Source organism: Lacibacter sediminis, from assembly GCF_014168535.1.
Classification (GTDB): domain Bacteria; phylum Bacteroidota; class Bacteroidia; order Chitinophagales; family Chitinophagaceae; genus Lacibacter; species Lacibacter sediminis.
In genome coordinates this window covers 4,000,375-4,016,790 of the sequence record NZ_CP060007.1, presented here as the reverse complement: position 1 = coordinate 4,016,790, position 16,416 = coordinate 4,000,375, and the positions used below count along the sequence as shown (strand labels likewise).

The following is a 16,416-nucleotide window of genomic DNA, read 5'->3' as shown; positions in this document are numbered from 1 at the left end:
ATCGCAGACCAATCGGCATAAACAAGGTTCATTTTAATTACATGCATTAACTTTAGGGCTTTCACTTTTGACTTTTAACTTAACTATTTGAATCGTTCACAACAAATACAACAATTAAAAACCACCAACCACTGGGACATTATCATTATTGGTGGTGGTGCAACTGGCTTGGGTGCAGCAGTGGATGCTGCAGCACGTGGATACAAAACACTTTTACTGGAGCAACACGATTTTGGAAAAGGAACATCCAGTCGTTCAACTAAATTGATTCATGGTGGCGTTCGGTATCTACAACAAGGAAATTTCCGTTTGGTGCGTGATGCTCTCCGTGAACGTGGATTATTGCTGAAGAATGCGCCACACATTGCTCATCGGTTAAAACTGGTATTACCTGCTTATCGTTGGTGGGAAAAATTATATTATGGATTGGGTTTGAAAGTGTACAATTTCCTTTCAGCAAAATTAAGTCTTGGCCCGAGTGAAATTTTATCGATCAAAAAAACACAGGAATACATCAAGGGGCTAGACGGAAAAAAACTAAGTGGCGGTGTGGCTTATTACGACGGACAGTTTGATGATGCACGTTTGTGTGTATCGTTAGCGTTAACAGCGGCCGATGTAAGTGCAACCGTTTTGAATTACTGCAAAGTAACCAATCTCATTCATGAACAGGGGAAAGTAACTGGCGTTCACATTCATGATTCTTTAACAGACGAAACATATGAAGCGAGAGGAACTGTTGTGATCAACGCAACAGGTGTGTTTGTGGATGATGTGTTGAAGATGGATGATGATGGCTTGACAAGAACGGTATCACCTTCGCAGGGAATCCATATTGTCGTGGATAAAACATTTTTCCCCGGCGATCAGGCATTGTTTATTCCACGTACAGATGATGGTCGTGTATTATTTGCCGTTCCGTTTCATGATAAGGTAATTATTGGTACAACCGATACAAGTGTCGAAACAGCAGTTATTGAACCATTGCCCTTGGAAGATGAAGTGGAGTTTGTGATCAATCACTTTAACCGTTATGTGCATACAGGATTAAAACGCAGCGATGTTAAAAGTGTGTTTGCCGGTTTGCGTCCCTTGGTGAAAGTGCCCGGACAAAAGAAAACGGCTGTGCTTCCCCGTGATCATACTATTTGGGTATCGAAAGGCGGCATGATCAATATCAGCGGTGGCAAATGGACCACGTATCGTAAGATGGCGCAGGAAGTAATTTTAAAAGCTCACTACGAAGGTGGCCTTGCATACACCCGATGCCAAACAGAAACCATGAAGCTGCATGGCTGGATGAAGAAAGTGGATTTTGATGATCCGCTTCATTACTATGGAAGTGATGCAGCAGCCATTCGCTATCTGCAACACCAGGGTTATTCGCAATTGATTCATCCCAATCTTCCTTACACGGTTGCAGAGGTTTTTTGGGCAGTGGGTCATGAAATGGCCATGACGTTGGAAGATGTATTATCGAGAAGAACAAGAGCATTGATCCTTGATGCGAAAGCAGCGATCGATGCAGCACCGCTTGTTGCTGATATTATGATGAAGGAGTTGAACAAGGATGAAGCGTGGAAGCAACAACAAATCTCAGCGTTTAATGAGGTGGCGAAAGGATATGTGTTGAGTTAAGTACGAAGTTAGAAGTACGAGGTACGAAGTAAGAAGAACGCCACCGTCTGACGGATTATACAGTAACATTTTCATAGCAGAATATATCCGAAATCATAAATCTAAAATCGCAAATCTGCCATATGACTCCTTTTCTTGCTGAATATATCGGTTCAATGTTATTGCTGTTGTTAGGCAACAGCGTTGTTGCTAATGTACTATTAACAAAAACCAAAGGCAACAACAGCGGATTAATTGTAATTGCATTCGGCTGGGCGGTAGCTGTGTTCGTTGGTGTTTACAGCAGTGCAACAGTTAGTGGTGCACATTTAAATCCTGCAATCACCATTGCGTTGGCAAGTATCGGAAAATTTGATTGGGGTTCTGTTCCTTCCTATATCGCTGCACAGTTTTTGGGAGCCATGACAGGTTCCGGTTTAATGTGGCTGGCTTACAAACAACATTTTGATGCAACCGAAGATGCTGATGCAAAACTCGCCGTGTTCTGTAATTCACCTGCAATACCCAATGTGCTTTATAATTTAATAACAGAAGCCATCGGTACGTTTGCGCTGATGCTTGGTGTGTTATTTATTGCAGCACCGCAAAACAGTTTAGGTGCATTGGATGCACTACCTGTTGCATTACTTGTGTTAGGTATTGGAGTAAGTTTAGGCGGACCAACCGGTTATGCCATTAATCCATCAAGAGATCTTGGTCCACGCATCATGCATTTTTTATTGCCTATTAAAAACAAAGGCAACAGTAATTGGAATTATAGCTGGATTCCTGTTGTAGGCCCAATCATTGGTGCTGTAATTGCTGCATTTGTATTCCAATTACTACAGGCATAAACTTAAAGTAATCATCAACAAAAGAGAACGTCACTGCGAGGAACGAAGCAGTCTGATGATAAGTCAACGGCTATTCTTTTATTCAACTACTTTTGAAAAAACATATAAGCATTCCATTGCTATCTGGTTACTGCGTTCGGTATATTTTTCATTCTGCAGAATAGTCGTATCAAATGCTTTTGGATCGTTGTAGGTAGTGCCGATACGCAGATCACAACCGGGAATGAATGGACAATTATCTTCTGCATCCGAACAGGTCATGATCGCTGCAAAATTTTGTTCGGGGTTTACTTCGTGGTTGTATACTTTCGAAAAACAGGTGGTAAATTCTTTTTCAGAAAAATAAACTTCATACACAGGATTGTTACTCTCGTTTGTTTTCCTGACATCGAAACCTGCAGCAGTTAATGCCTGGATGGCATTGGGGTTAAACGCAGTTGCTTCTGTGCCACCTGAAAATGTAGAAACATTAGCAATACCATAATACGCTGCTGCTACGGCAGCCCACACCTGGCCCAAATGACTACGGCGTGAATTGTGCGTACATACATAGACCAGGTTGATGGCTTCGTTTGCATTCCGCTTGTTAATAATATAATCTGCAATTATCTGCAGCAACTCTTTCCGTTCTGTTGGAATTTCCCTGAAGTTTTTTGCAAGTGCCCCGCAACGGTCCTGAATAGCCTGAAACATGTAACTTGATTTGAGTGTAGTTAATTGATCACAATATTACGATGCCGGCAGGAACTCATAAATTAATTTCATCTAAAGCAATTGCGCCGGAAAAAAATCAAACTTGTTATATGCAGTAATCCTTAGTACTTATCGCACACCCACTTCTGCAATGGTTAAACGATTTCCTTCAACAACCCGTTTTGCTTCAAACTTTATAAATCTCGCTTTTAATGTTTTTCCAACAGGTACTGACTGCTCAATAGGGTTGTTTACTATATTAGAAAATTCACCTGCAACTGCCAGCTCCCATAGTTTGCCATCTTTGCTTATGTAAAAACTGTATTGGTCTGCAATGCCTTCTTTTTTACCATCCGTACGTGGTTGATAAATGAATGAGCTGAAACTTTGGTCTGTAAACATATCGATGATGATCGATTGTGGCATTCCTTCTGCTGATGTATAAATGCTGGCAGGGTTGTTATCAATTGCCTGTTCAAATCCTTCAGCTACTTTCCAGGCTGTTTTTGAAATTTCTTTTTTGGTTGTTGTGTTCGTTGCCTGCAACAATGATTCCGGTTCTGCAAAAAGACCAAAGTCGCTGAGGGCAATACATACAGGCGATTTTTCAATACGCAGCCGTAGTTTTTGTGCACGCACATATTGTGGTAAACGAATAAGCCTGTTTGCCCCGACGCTGGTTGCCGTTGCAATTTGCACCCATTTGTTTTGCTCCCACATATCAATAGCTACTTCTTCAATGCGTTGACCGAGTTTAATATTTTCCCGCAGACGTATAACATTAAACCTTGTTGTTTTACTTAAAGTAATAACAACATCGGGTGTAGTTACCGAATCGTCTGTAGCCCAATAACTATAGCGGTCATTGTCAGTTAATAATTGCGCAGAAAATTTTGTACTGCCTGCTCTTGTGTTCGATGCTTTTACAATGGCACCTTTTGCAAGGTTAACAGCAAATGTTTGTTTTAAGAGTGCGCCAAACTCATTTAGTTTTTTTACATCACCATTGCTCAACAGTCCATCGGTTGTGGGTGACACGCCAAGATCCATTACGCCGCCACGGCCAACACTTGTATAATAAATATCGAGTAGCTGCTTTGCTGTTTTTACTTTTTCTTCATCTTCAGGATGATAAAACCAGCCCGGCCGCATGGGTACATCACACTCAGCAGGTATCCAGTATTTTCCATTACGTGTGCCGGTGGTTAATATTTTACTGTCGGCAAAACCGGGTGCTGCAGGCAACGAACTGTTATCCGGTGGAGTTGGTGTGAGTGTTGCCCAGCTTGTTTCGGCAGCCATTCCTCTTTCATTACCTACCCATCTTACATCAGGGCCAACATCACTGAAAATATTTGCTGTCGGCTGCATGCTTCTTACCATCTCCCATATTTTATCAAAGTTGTAATAAGTAACTGCGTCAATTTTTCTTTTTTCTCTTGTTCCGCCATAATAACCATCACCACCGTTTGCACCATCATAAAACACCGTGAACAATTTTCCATAGCGGCTGTACAATTCTTTTAATTGCGGATAATAAACATTTGTCACATATTCGGGCGAACCGTAATTGGTATTGTTTCTGTCCCATGGTGAGCAATAAATGCCGAGTTGCAATCCATTCTTTCTGGCGGCATCTGCAAATTCTTTTACCATATCGCCTTTCCCGTTTCTGAAAGGGCTTTTGCTGATATTATATGCAGTTGTTTTTGTAGGCCACAAACAAAATCCATCGTGGTGTTTTGCCACAACTGTAAAACCTTTGAAGCCGCCGGCTTTAATAGCTGCTGCAATCTGGTTGGCATCAAATTTTGTGGGGTTAAAAATCAAAGGGTTTGCATCGCCAAAGCCCCATTCTTTATTTTCATACGTTGTGGGCGTGAAATGAATGAGTGCATACATTTCCATTTCGTGCAAAGTGAGTTGACGTGCTGACGGCAGCGCCCCATAAGGAGCCGGGGCGGGTTGAGCATGTGCAAAAGTTGTAAGTACAAACAGCAGAAAAGAAGCACCGGATATTTTTTTTAAAGTAAACAGCATTCGTATGTTTTTGAAAGAGAGATAGGTAAATTAATGATTTTTTGAAGAACAGATGTTATCATCATTTATCCAATCGCTAAGCAGTAGGTATTGCATTCTCATAACAGCAAGGCAAAATTCAGTATGTTAAACAAAGTAGGACATACCTAACTCCTTTTTATAGTAAGTGATTCTGCGGAATACATGGCCAGACAAACACAAACTTGAGGTCGCAATTTGCGACCTCAAGTTTGAACGTGAAAGAGCTCCTAAGTTTCGTGTCCTGTCGTCACTAGCCGAAAGAGCAGAGGCGTGCTATTATTGAAAATAACAAATATGGTTCCTGAGGACACGAAACACGGCTTCACACAGCAGTTGTCGTACTTTTTTAATTTTGTGAAAAATTCCATGTGTGGCTGGTTTAAAAAATTAAACAAAGTAGCTAAACATCCAAATGATTGTATTTTAATTGGATGAAGTTTGTCTTAACTTCCAACATCTCTGTTTAGCGAAATGCCCAAACAGCAACCCAACCACTGAGTATGCGAAACTTCTTCTCTGTTCCCGACAAGGAAAAAAACTACCAAGAGTACATGGTATATGTGTTGGCCATTATATGGTCTGTAGTAACCGGGTTAATTGTTTCGGTGGGCTTTTATTTCTTTCCTGAGATTTGGCAAAGATGGCTGACTTTACTAATTGTTGCAATCTTCATTTGTCTGTTTAATCTTGCCCTAAACCGTTTTGGATACACCAAATTGGCAAGCTGGTCTTTCACCATTATGCTGTGGTTGTTTAACACAATTCCATGTTATTCCGCCGGAGGCATCATAGCGCCGGGCATTCTGTCACAAATAAGTGTAATACTAACTGCAGGATTTTTACTCGGCTGGCGGGGTGGAATGGCAATCGGGATCTTAACAATTTTCACTGACTTTGGTTTGGTGTACCTGGAGTTAACCGGGCAATTACCAATACCATCCGTAATGCATACCCCTGTAACCCGTTGGATAACTGCTATCATTCCCTTCGGAACTGTTCTCGCTTTACAATATTATGCTACAAACCATCTGCGCTCCGGGCTTCTTGCCATGCAGCGTGAAATCGTAAAAAGAGAAGATGCAGAAAAGATAAAAGATACAACTCTTCATAGCCTTCAGGAAAGATTAAAAGAATTAAAAACACTCTACTCAGTAAATCAAATTTTACAAAATGAAGACGCTAGCTATCAACAAATAGTCGGCGAAATAGCTCAAGCACTCCCGCTTGGCTGGCAATATCCTGATATAACAGCGGCTCGTGTACGTATTGCTGATACAGAATTTGCAACGAAGAATTATGTAACATCCGAATACAGTCAGCAGGTTGAAGTGAAATCAGCTTTGGGAACTAAAGCTTTTATTGAAGTGGTGTACCTTAAACCAATGCCCGAATTTGATGAAGGGCCATTTTTAAAAGAGGAGCGTGACTTGATCAATATGCTCGCAGAAATGCTGAAAATTGATTTGGATCGGAGGGAACGTACTGTTGAACTGAAAGACTATAAATATGCATTAGATGTTGCTTCAATCGTGAGTATTTCAGATGTTAACGGCTTATTCCAATTTGTAAATGAAAACTTTTGTAAAGCCAGTAAGTATAAAAGGGAAGAGTTGTCAGGCAAGCATCATAGTATCATCTGGTCAAATTTCCACCCTGTCGAATATTTTGATGAGATTAGACTTGCAATGCAAAACGGCACCCCGTTCAGAGGAGAATTTTGCAATAAAGCAAAGGACGGTACTTTGTATTGGGTTGATAGTTCTATTGTTCCCTTTGTAGATAAAAACGGGAAGGTTTACCAGTATCTTTCTATTAGCTACGATATTACAAAACAGAAGAACGCTGAACATTTGATCAAAGAGCAGGCAGCAATGTTCAAAGCAATTATCGAAAATACAAAGGAGTCTATTTATCTAATTGCCCCTGATTATAAAATACTTCAATTCAATACCACTGCAAAAGAACGAATAGAAATAACCCGTGGAATGGAATTGCATATCGGTGCAGATTTTCGAGATTATCTTTTTCAAGATATTTCCTATAATTTTTATCCAATGTTTTATGATTCATTAAAAGGAATTGATCGATCGGAGGAATTTAGGGCAAAAGGTGTAAATGATCAGTATTTCTGGTTTCAGGCAAAAACCTCACCAGTATACGATCTAAGAGGTGAGCTGATTGGAGTGAGACTACTTACAGAATCGATTAATGATAGAAAGCAAGCAGAGGCTCTATTACGTGAAAATGAAGAAAAGTTCAGAAGTATCGTTGAGCAAAGTCTGGTTGGTATATTCATTATTCGAGAAGGGAGACTTATTTATGTAAATCCGGGATTTGAAAAAATATTTGGTTACTCAAAAGATAAATTAGTTAATCGGATATCTTTTGAGGATTTGGTACATGAGGATGATGTGGAGATAGTACGAGACACGTACCGTAAGCGAATAAAGAAACAAAAACCCAAAGAGCAATACATTTTCAGGGCAATACGAAATGATGGAGTATTACTCCATATTGAAGTAATTGCCTCATTGATAACGTATGATCATGAACCAGCCGTTATAGGTACACTTGTTGATATTACTGATCGCATAGAGGAAGAACGAAGAATCAGCAAAGCAGTATTAGATGCACAGGAAAATGAACGGCTTCAGATAGGCATGGAGTTACACGACAACGTGAAACAAATTTTAGCAGGGTCGGGCCTGTATCTGGATATGGTACAAAACAAACTCAATGATAAGGCAGCTGTTTCAAATATTCTGGTTGAGTTGAAAAAATTTAATGCGCAAGCCATTACTGAAGTGAGGAGACTTTCACACCAATTGGCTCCTTTGGTTGAAGAAGATACAAAGCTGAATGACAAAATAGAATGGCTTATCGGGAGTTTAAAACTTAAAGAACTTGTATCTGTTTCAATTCAGATTAACGAATTCGAAGAGCCCCTTGATAATAGTACCCAACTTACTTTTTACAGAATTTTACAAGAGCAGCTCTCGAACATCGTGAAACACGCAAAGGCGTCTTTGGTGGAAATCAATATCCGGTCTGTTAATGATCATATTTATTTGCAGGTGAAAGATAATGGAATTGGATTTGATGTCAATTCAAAGAAAGAAGGGATTGGCTTAGCGAATATCAGACGAAGAGTTCAGTTGCTGAATGGTAAGGTTGAAGTTGTTTCGTTCCCCGATAAAGGTTGTGAAATAAATATTCACATTCCAAAAGCAACGGTTCTTCGCTAAATATCATTCGGCTATAATTGCTGCTATGAAACCGGAACCATGAACCGAGCGTGGCAACAGTTGATGCCATAGAACGCAACTGCTGACCAACACCCAATACTTTTCCTGTTTTCCTCACCGCAATTAGTTTTTTTACTGATAAGCGTCATTCACCGCCCATGAAGGGTCGGGTAATTTCGTTGCTTCAAATCAATTACATGGAAGCAACAACCAACCCCGTAGCACAAGACAAAGCATTGTACGAAGTAATGGATGGCAATGAGGCCGCCGCTTATATTGCTTATAAATGCAACGAAGTATGTGCCATTTATCCCATTACACCTTCTTCAACAATGGGCGAGTGGGCCGATGAATGGAGTGCCAAAGGCATGAAAAATATTTTCGGCACCGTACCACGTATTATGGAAATGCAGAGTGAAGCCGGTGCTGCCGGTGCTATACACGGTGCATTGCAAGGTGGAGCATTGGCCTCTACATTTACCGCATCGCAGGGTTTGTTGCTGATGATTCCCAACATGTACAAAATTGCCGGTGAGTTAACGCCCACCGTTTTTCATATTGCTGCAAGAAGTTTAGCAACACATGCGCTTTCCATCTTTGGTGATCATAGTGATGTGATGGCCGTACGCTCCACAGGTTTTGCAATGTTGTTTGGTAACAATCCGCAGGAAGTAATGGACATGGCATTGATCGCTCAATCGGCTACTTTAAAAGCAAGAGTTCCGTTTCTGAATATTTTTGATGGCTTCCGTACTTCGCATGAACTCAATGAAGTGGAAGTAATCCCTGATGAAATCATTGAACAAATGATGGATATGGAAGCCATTCATGCACATCGTAACCGTGCATTGAATCCAAACAATCCATCTATTCGTGGTACGGCGCAAAACCCCGATGTGTTTTTCCAGAACAGGGAAGCAGCCAATACCTATCATGCAAATGTTCCTTCTATTGTTCAATCAACCATGGATGAGTTTGCAAAACTCACCGGACGTCAATATAATTTGTATGAATATTACGGACATGCACATCCTGATCGTGTAATTATCATTATGGGTTCAGGTGCAGGTGCAGTGAAAGAAACCGTTGATTATTTAAATGAACGTGGATCGCATGTAGGAATGATCGTGGTTCGTTTGTTCCGTCCGTTGGATGTGCAGGCGTTTATCAATACGATTCCGAAAAGTGTGGTGAGCATTGCGGTACTCGACAGAAGCAAAGAACCAAACGGTATTGGTGAAGCCTTATACATGAATGTGGTGAATGCGTTGAATGAAGCACAGGAAAATCATCATGCACATGTTATTGGCGGACGTTATGGTTTATCGAGCAAAGAATTTACTCCGGCGATGGTGAAAGCAGTGTTCCGTGAATTGAAAAAAGATAAGCCTAAAAATCACTTTACCATTGGTATTGATGATGATGTTACACATACAAGTTTAGAGTATGACAAGACGTTTAACCTGGAAACGCAACATAAGTTCCGTGGTTTATTCTTTGGCTTAGGTGCCGATGGTACCGTGAGTGCAAATAAAAACTCGATCAAGATCATTGGTGATAAAACCAACGATCATGTGCAGGGATATTTTGTTTATGATTCAAAAAAATCAGGATCGTTAACCGTATCACATTTACGTTTTGGTGAAAACCCGATTCATTCAACTTACCTGGTACAGTCTGCCAACTTTGTTGCCTGTCATCACTTCAACTATCTCACCAAGTATGATATTTTAAAAGATGCGGAAGAAGGTGCTGTGTTTTTATTGAATGCACCGTATGAAAAAGATGAGTTGTGGGGTATGTTGCCAAAGAAAATACAGGAAGAGATTATTCACAAGAAATTAAAGTTCTATGGCATTAACGCATACACCGTAGCGAAAGAAGCCGGTATGGGTAACCGTATCAACACCATTCTGCAAACCTGTTTCTTTGCTATCAGTAATGTATTGCCAAGAGAAGAAGCCATTGCAAAAATTAAAGAAGCTATTTACGATACGTATTGGAAGAAAGGTGAAGCAGTGGTACAAAAGAACTACGAAGCAGTAGATCAAACACTGGCGAATTTATATGAAGTTGATTATTCGAAATATGTAGTTGGAAACAGACCAATTGGTGATACTGTTTCTGATACTGCTCCTGATTTTGTAAAAGAAGTGTTGGGTAAAATTATTGCAGGTGAAGGTGATGAGTTACCTGTGAGTGCGTTCCCGATCGATGGCACGTTCCCAAGTGGTACCACCAAATGGGAAAAACGAAATATTGCAGATGCAGTACCGGTTTGGGATACATCGTTGTGTACACAGTGTGGTAAATGTTTTATGATTTGTCCGCATGCAGCGATTCGTCCGAAAGTGTATGATAAAACATTATTGACTGAAGCGCCAGCAGGTTTCAAACATGTTGATCCGATAGGCAAAGAATGGAATAAAGAAACTGAAGCATACACGTTGCAGGTATCAACAGAAGATTGCACCGGTTGTACATTGTGTGTTGAGTTCTGTCCGATCACCAGCAAAACAGATCCCGGTCATAAAGCCATCAACATGATGGATAAAACAGGAATCCAGGAACAGGAAAAAGAAAACTGGGATTATTTCTTAACACTACCTGAAGTAGATCGCACAAGAGTAAATAAGAATACGGTGAAAGGTTCACAGTTCTTTCAACCCTTATTTGAATTCAGTGGTGCATGTGCCGGTTGTGGGGAAACTCCTTATTTAAAACTCTTAACTCAATTGTTTGGTGAACGCATGATTGTTGCGAATGCAACAGGTTGTTCATCCATCTTCGGCGGTAACTTACCAACTACACCGTGGACAAAAAATAAAGAAGGTGTAGGACCAGCTTGGGCCAACAGTTTGTTTGAAGATAATGCCGAGTTTGGGTTAGGTATCAGTATGGCAAGCAGCAAGAAACATGAAATGGCGTTGCAGCTGATGGATGAATTACGTCCGATGATCGGCGAAGAGCTGGTTGATAAAATTATTAACAACAGCGGTACAACAGAAGCTGCTTTACTGGAGAAACATGAACTGGTAAAAGATTTAAAACGCAGGTTGAGCGGTGAACGTTCAATGGCTGCTTTGAATCTGTTCCACCTGGCAGATTTCTTGGAAGAGAAATCGATCTGGATCATTGGTGGTGATGGCTGGGCTTATGATATTGGTTATGGTGGATTGGATCATGTGTTGAGCACAGGCGAAAATGTAAACATCATGGTATTGGATACAGAAGTGTACAGTAACACGGGTGGACAAAAATCAAAATCAACACCATTAGGCTCCAGTGCAAAGTTTAGCGTAAACGGTAAAACAACCGGTAAGAAAGATCTGGCGATGCAGGCCATTGCACATGGCACAGCTTATGTTGCACAGATTGCGATGGGTGGAAATGATATGCATACCATCCGGACAATTCTTGAAGCGGAAGCATATCCCGGTCCATCGTTGATCATTGCTTACAGTCATTGTATTGCGCATGGTATTGATATGGCTCATGGAGCAGAAGAACAGGATTTTGCAGTGAAGAGCGGTTACTGGCCTTTGTTCCATTACAATCCGATGAAACCAAGGGGACAGCGCTTTGTGGTAGATTCGAAAGATCCTTCACTTGATCTGGCTGAGTTCATGTATCATGAGAACCGTTTCAATATCATTAAAGCAAAAGATCCTGAATTAGCAGCACGCTTTATGGAACAGGCGCAGGATGCAAAGGTGAGCAGATGGGAACGTTTGGAAACATTAAAAGGACTATAGCATATTGACCCATATGAATAAAGAAAAGGGAGTTTCGTGAGAAGCTCCCTTTGTTGTTTTAGTTATGTGATACTTGATTTATTACTTTCTTGAATCCAACTCCGCCTTTATTTTTTTCAGATTCATGAAGTTGATGATTGCAATCGGCAGAAATGCAAAAGGTAAAATAGCAGTAGCTGTGAACCCTTTTTTTGTATAAGTGTATACTGTAGAGATCAACATGATAATAATGGAAACAATAATAACCGTTACTGCAATTGTCATCAGCTTTACATTTTTCTTTAATTCATCTTCGGTCATTTCTGAGAGTTGCTTTTGGGCCATGGTATATGGTTGGTTTGATTGTGAGTTGAATGTGCCGCAAAATAATGCAAATGGATTACACTCCAAACTGCCGCAGATGATGATCAAGGTGTTTCCACATGCTCTTGCCCCATTGCTCCGCTTTCATAGGTCCAAAAGTTGGATGCATTTTATCACCAATGCCTGTTACACCTCTTTCATGAAACGCTTTAACGATCGAAAGCATTTCTGCTTTTTCTTTTTCAAAATCACGATCATCTTTAATGATAAAGTTGGGAGCGGTAGGTAAACTTTTTCGGTAAGGCCTGGAATTGTATAAAACAGGACGGAATATCCAGCCGATATAACTGATGGGCAGTCGCTTTAATTTTTTACTGGTAAGTGGAACTTTGTAGGCTTCTTTGCAATGGGCCAGCATTTGTGCTGCCGTCATCTTTCCCCATTGACGTTCACTGGTTGCCGTTAGGTTTTGCAGACGGATCATGATCTCTTCATACGCCTGCTGATCAAATAAATTCTTTACTTCCATTGATGACTGTTTTCGTCTGCAGAAAAGTAAGGGATATGATCGCTGCTTGTTGTCTCTTCCTGTTGCCAGTAAGCCAATGTAACAACGTGCTTATCTTTTGTTTTCAATAAACGACCGAAGATGGCATTGGTTGCATTGAATGTAACATCGGTAACACCAACTGTAAATGTTTCAGGTGCCGGTGGGGGAGCGGGTGCTTCTACCGGCACCTGGCCCTCAACGGGTTTCGGAGTCCCGCTTGCTGGCGGGACTGCTTTTGGCGGAGGTGATGGAACAACAATTACTTTATAACGATTGAATTCAAGTAAGTCTTTCAAAAAAGCAACACGTTCTTTTGATGCATTCTTTTCCACCACAGCGCATTTCACGCCATCCAGATCTTCGAATTCATGATTTTTATTAATAGCCATAACAAGTACGATTTATGATGTACGAAGTACGATCTTAAAAGCATTTATTTTACCAGTGAATAAATATATTCATACGCACCGCTTGCAATACCGGTGATCACAATGCCTGCAACACAAATAGCCATTGAAAGTTTTGGTGCCCATGTCATTTCCACTTTTTCAATGGGCGTTTCATTGGCATCCATGAACATTGCTTTGATGATGCGTAAATAATAATAGAGCGATACCACCATATTCAATGCTGCAATGGTAATGAGCGGATAATTATTCTTACCTGCACCTGCTAATATCAAAAAGAATTTACCAAAGAAACCGGCTGTAGGAGGAATACCTGCTAATGAAAACAAAGCAATCGCTAATACCCAGGTCAACAGCGGATTGGTTTTGTAAAATCCTTTGAAATCATCAATGGTTTCTTTTCCTTTCTCTGAACTTACAAGACTCAGCACGCCAAACGCTGCAAGATTAGAGAAGATATAAATGAGCACAAAATAAATCACTGAACTCTGTCCGATTGCATTTGCTCCGGTTACACCAATCAAAATAAAACCGACCTGTGAAATCGAAGAGAAAGCAAGGAATCGTTTTACGTTTTGCTGACGGATGGCAAAGAGATTACCGACGATCATTGATAACACTGCCAGCACCGCAATTATATTGTACCAATGGAATATCAACTGGCCAAATACTGTGAACAGCACAGTGGTCATGGCAAAGATCATACTGCCTTTTGAGATCACTGATAAATACGATGTAACTGCAATGGGCGAACCTTCGTACACATCGGCTGTCCATAAATGAAAGGGGACTGCTGATATTTTAAAACCAAAACCTGCAAGTATCAGGATAAATGAAAACAGGAATAACGGTTGATCCGATGCTGCGGTTTGTAATTCTGCAAAACTCACTGTGCCGGTAACACCATACATCATCGATATACCAAACAACAACAAACCCGATGCAAATGCAGATGACATGATGTATTTCATGGCTGCTTCAGACGAACGTCGTTTATCTAAATCGAAATTAGCCAAAGCTGCTAATGGAATACTTGCCAGTTCCAACCCAACATAAAACATCAAGAGATTACTGCTGCTCAGCATAAAGAACATGCCCAGCAGGGTAGAAAGCATCAACAAATAAAATTCTGTTGCATGTTTATGTTTCAGTAACCAGTTATACGATTGTAAAGAGATAAGCAACGTGCCGAGGTTGAGAATATTTTTTTCCAAACGAAGGAGTTCTGTTTGTTGAAACATATCACCAAATAAACTTCCATTGCCCTTGATAAAAATCCCTGCCACCAGGTTGATCGTTAATAAAATATTTACAACCAGCAATACGTTTTTAGTCTTCCATTCAATTGTACTCAGCTTCATGAATAAAAGAATAAAGATGATTGCTGTTAACAGCAATTCCTGTTGCATGAAAAGAAAAAAGTTACTCATTGCTTCGTTTTACTTTATCGATCCTAACTTTTGTATAATTACTTCTGTACCTGGGTTAATAAGATCTGTTAACCAGAAAGGCACAATCCCCATCACCAATATTCCAACCAATAAGACAACCGCTGCTGTTTTTTCATTCCAGCCGGCATCACCTAATTGTAAATGCTCATTATTTTTTATTGGTCCCATAATCGATGAACCAACTGCTCTTAAAATATAAACCGCAGTTACTACAATGGAAGCACAGGCGATAATTGTTGCTGTGTGGTAGAATGCACCTGCCCGTTCCCAGCTACCCATGAACACCGTCATCTCTGCAACAAAACCACTTAAACCCGGTAAGCCAAGCGAACACAAACCGGCAATCACAAATACCGATGAAATGAACGGCATTACTTTCAGCAAGCCGCCAAGTTGTGCCACTTGTCTTGTATGTGTTCTGTCGTAAATCATTCCGATCACAGCGAAGAAAAGGGCCGTCATTAAACCATGACTCACCATTTGCATCACAGCACCGTTGATGGAAGTTTTAGTTAACATGCCTATACCGAGCAATACAAAACCACAATGGCTCACGGATGAATAAGCGTTGATGTATTTAAGATCGGTCTGCATCATAGTGGCAAAGGCGCCATATAAAATAGCAATGCAGGATAGGATGATGATGATGGTTGAATAATGTTCGGCTGCATCAGGCATTAAATAAGTTGCTACACGCAAACAACCATAGCCACCGAGTTTCATTGATATACCTGCGAGGAACATCGATGCTGCTGTTGGTGCACTTGAGTGACCATCGGGTACCCAGGTATGAAATGGAAACAGTGCGGTAAAAATGCCAAAACCGATAAATGCAAACGGAAAGAATAAGTTTTGCAGTGCAGGTGAAATATTCTGTTTTGAAATTTCCAGCAGATCAAATGAATGTACACCGTTGATGCTTGTATTAAAATATAATCCGGATAATCCTACAAATACCAATGCAGAACCGGCCATTAACATCAACGCAAGTTTTAATGCACTGTACTCTTTCTTGCCGCTTCCCCAAATGCCGATCAATAAAAATTTAGGGATCACCGCAACTTCCAGGAAGAAGAACATGGTGAAGAGATCGAGTGAAATAAAGAAGCCGTATGCACCTAAACTTAAGAACAGCAACAGGAAGAAAAATTCTTTGTGCATGGTTTCCTGTTTCCATGAAACTAACACACCTGCCAATACCACAAAAGCCGTTAAGAGAATCATTGCAACTGAAATACCATCAACGCCTACATGGTAACTTATGTTGAGCGCTTTATACCAGGTGTGATTGCTTTCAAATAAAAAAGCTGCATTGTTTGTTGCCCGTTCTGCAAGGAACTGCATCAACAGAAATAAACCTGCACCCAATTGTACAACAGCAGCAACCAGTGCAACGAGGCGTACCTGTTTTGGTCCTTTAACTACAAGTAACAGCAGTGAAAATACAAGTGGCAATATGAGTAGTAACGTGAGGTTCATA

At 40.6% G+C, this 16,416-nt stretch carries 11 protein-coding genes; 4 read left to right on the top strand and 7 right to left on the bottom strand.

Annotated features, from left to right (window positions below; translation table 11 throughout):
* Window positions 1–87: 87 nt before the first annotated feature.
* The gene (locus tag H4075_RS17035; protein WP_182802029.1) at window positions 88–1,638 is read left to right on the top strand and encodes a glycerol-3-phosphate dehydrogenase/oxidase; all 1,551 of its coding nucleotides are present in this window, start codon (window positions 88–90) and stop codon (window positions 1,636–1,638) included.
* 122 nt (window positions 1,639–1,760) lie between these two features.
* Entirely contained in the window at window positions 1,761–2,471 is a 711-nt protein-coding gene (locus tag H4075_RS17030; RefSeq protein WP_182802028.1) for an MIP/aquaporin family protein, read from the top strand.
* 78 nt (window positions 2,472–2,549) lie between these two features.
* Here H4075_RS17030 and H4075_RS17025 read toward each other — a convergent pair whose 3' ends face one another.
* Entirely contained in the window at window positions 2,550–3,164 is a 615-nt protein-coding gene (locus H4075_RS17025) for a low molecular weight phosphatase family protein (protein WP_182802027.1), read from the bottom strand.
* A gap of 129 nt (window positions 3,165–3,293) precedes the next feature.
* Window positions 3,294–5,204 carry an alpha-L-fucosidase gene (locus tag H4075_RS17020; protein ID WP_182802026.1) on the bottom strand — a complete coding sequence of 637 codons (1,911 nt, stop codon included), beginning with the start codon at window positions 5,202–5,204 and terminating at the stop codon, window positions 3,294–3,296.
* Between the two features lie 521 nt (window positions 5,205–5,725).
* On the opposite strand from H4075_RS17020, the gene H4075_RS17015 reads away from it, so the two are divergent.
* Both H4075_RS17015 and nifJ read left to right on the top strand, forming a co-directional pair.
* A complete protein-coding gene (locus tag H4075_RS17015; protein WP_182802025.1) occupies window positions 5,726–8,470 on the top strand; it encodes a PAS domain S-box protein in 2,745 nt (914 codons plus the stop codon).
* A gap of 197 nt (window positions 8,471–8,667) precedes the next feature.
* Window positions 8,668–12,225 carry a pyruvate:ferredoxin (flavodoxin) oxidoreductase gene (nifJ, locus tag H4075_RS17010; RefSeq protein ID WP_182802024.1) on the top strand — a complete coding sequence of 1,186 codons (3,558 nt, stop codon included), beginning with the start codon at window positions 8,668–8,670 and terminating at the stop codon, window positions 12,223–12,225.
* Window positions 12,226–12,306: 81 nt separating this feature from the next.
* Here nifJ and H4075_RS17005 read toward each other — a convergent pair whose 3' ends face one another.
* Genes H4075_RS17005 through H4075_RS16985 form a run of 5 tightly spaced genes read right to left on the bottom strand, consistent with a single transcriptional unit; the run spans window position 12,307 to window position 16,415 of the window.
* Entirely contained in the window at window positions 12,307–12,549 is a 243-nt protein-coding gene (locus H4075_RS17005) for a redox-active disulfide protein 2 (RefSeq protein ID WP_182802023.1), read from the bottom strand.
* 55 nt (window positions 12,550–12,604) lie between these two features.
* On the bottom strand, window positions 12,605–13,057 hold the full coding sequence (locus tag H4075_RS17000) for a DUF1569 domain-containing protein (protein ID WP_182802022.1): 453 nt from the start codon (window positions 13,055–13,057) through the stop codon (window positions 12,605–12,607).
* Entirely contained in the window at window positions 13,048–13,467 is a 420-nt protein-coding gene (locus H4075_RS16995) for a hypothetical protein (protein ID WP_182802021.1), read from the bottom strand. The genes H4075_RS17000 and H4075_RS16995 overlap by 10 nt, the downstream gene beginning before the upstream one ends.
* A 44-nt stretch (window positions 13,468–13,511) precedes the next feature.
* Window positions 13,512–14,915: an NADH-quinone oxidoreductase subunit N gene (locus tag H4075_RS16990; RefSeq protein WP_182802020.1), complete on the bottom strand. Its 1,404-nt coding sequence runs from the start codon at window positions 14,913–14,915 to the stop codon at window positions 13,512–13,514.
* Window positions 14,916–14,924: 9 nt separating this feature from the next.
* Window positions 14,925–16,415 carry a complex I subunit 4 family protein gene (locus H4075_RS16985; protein ID WP_182802019.1) on the bottom strand — a complete coding sequence of 497 codons (1,491 nt, stop codon included), beginning with the start codon at window positions 16,413–16,415 and terminating at the stop codon, window positions 14,925–14,927.
* Window position 16,416: the final 1 nt, after the last annotated feature.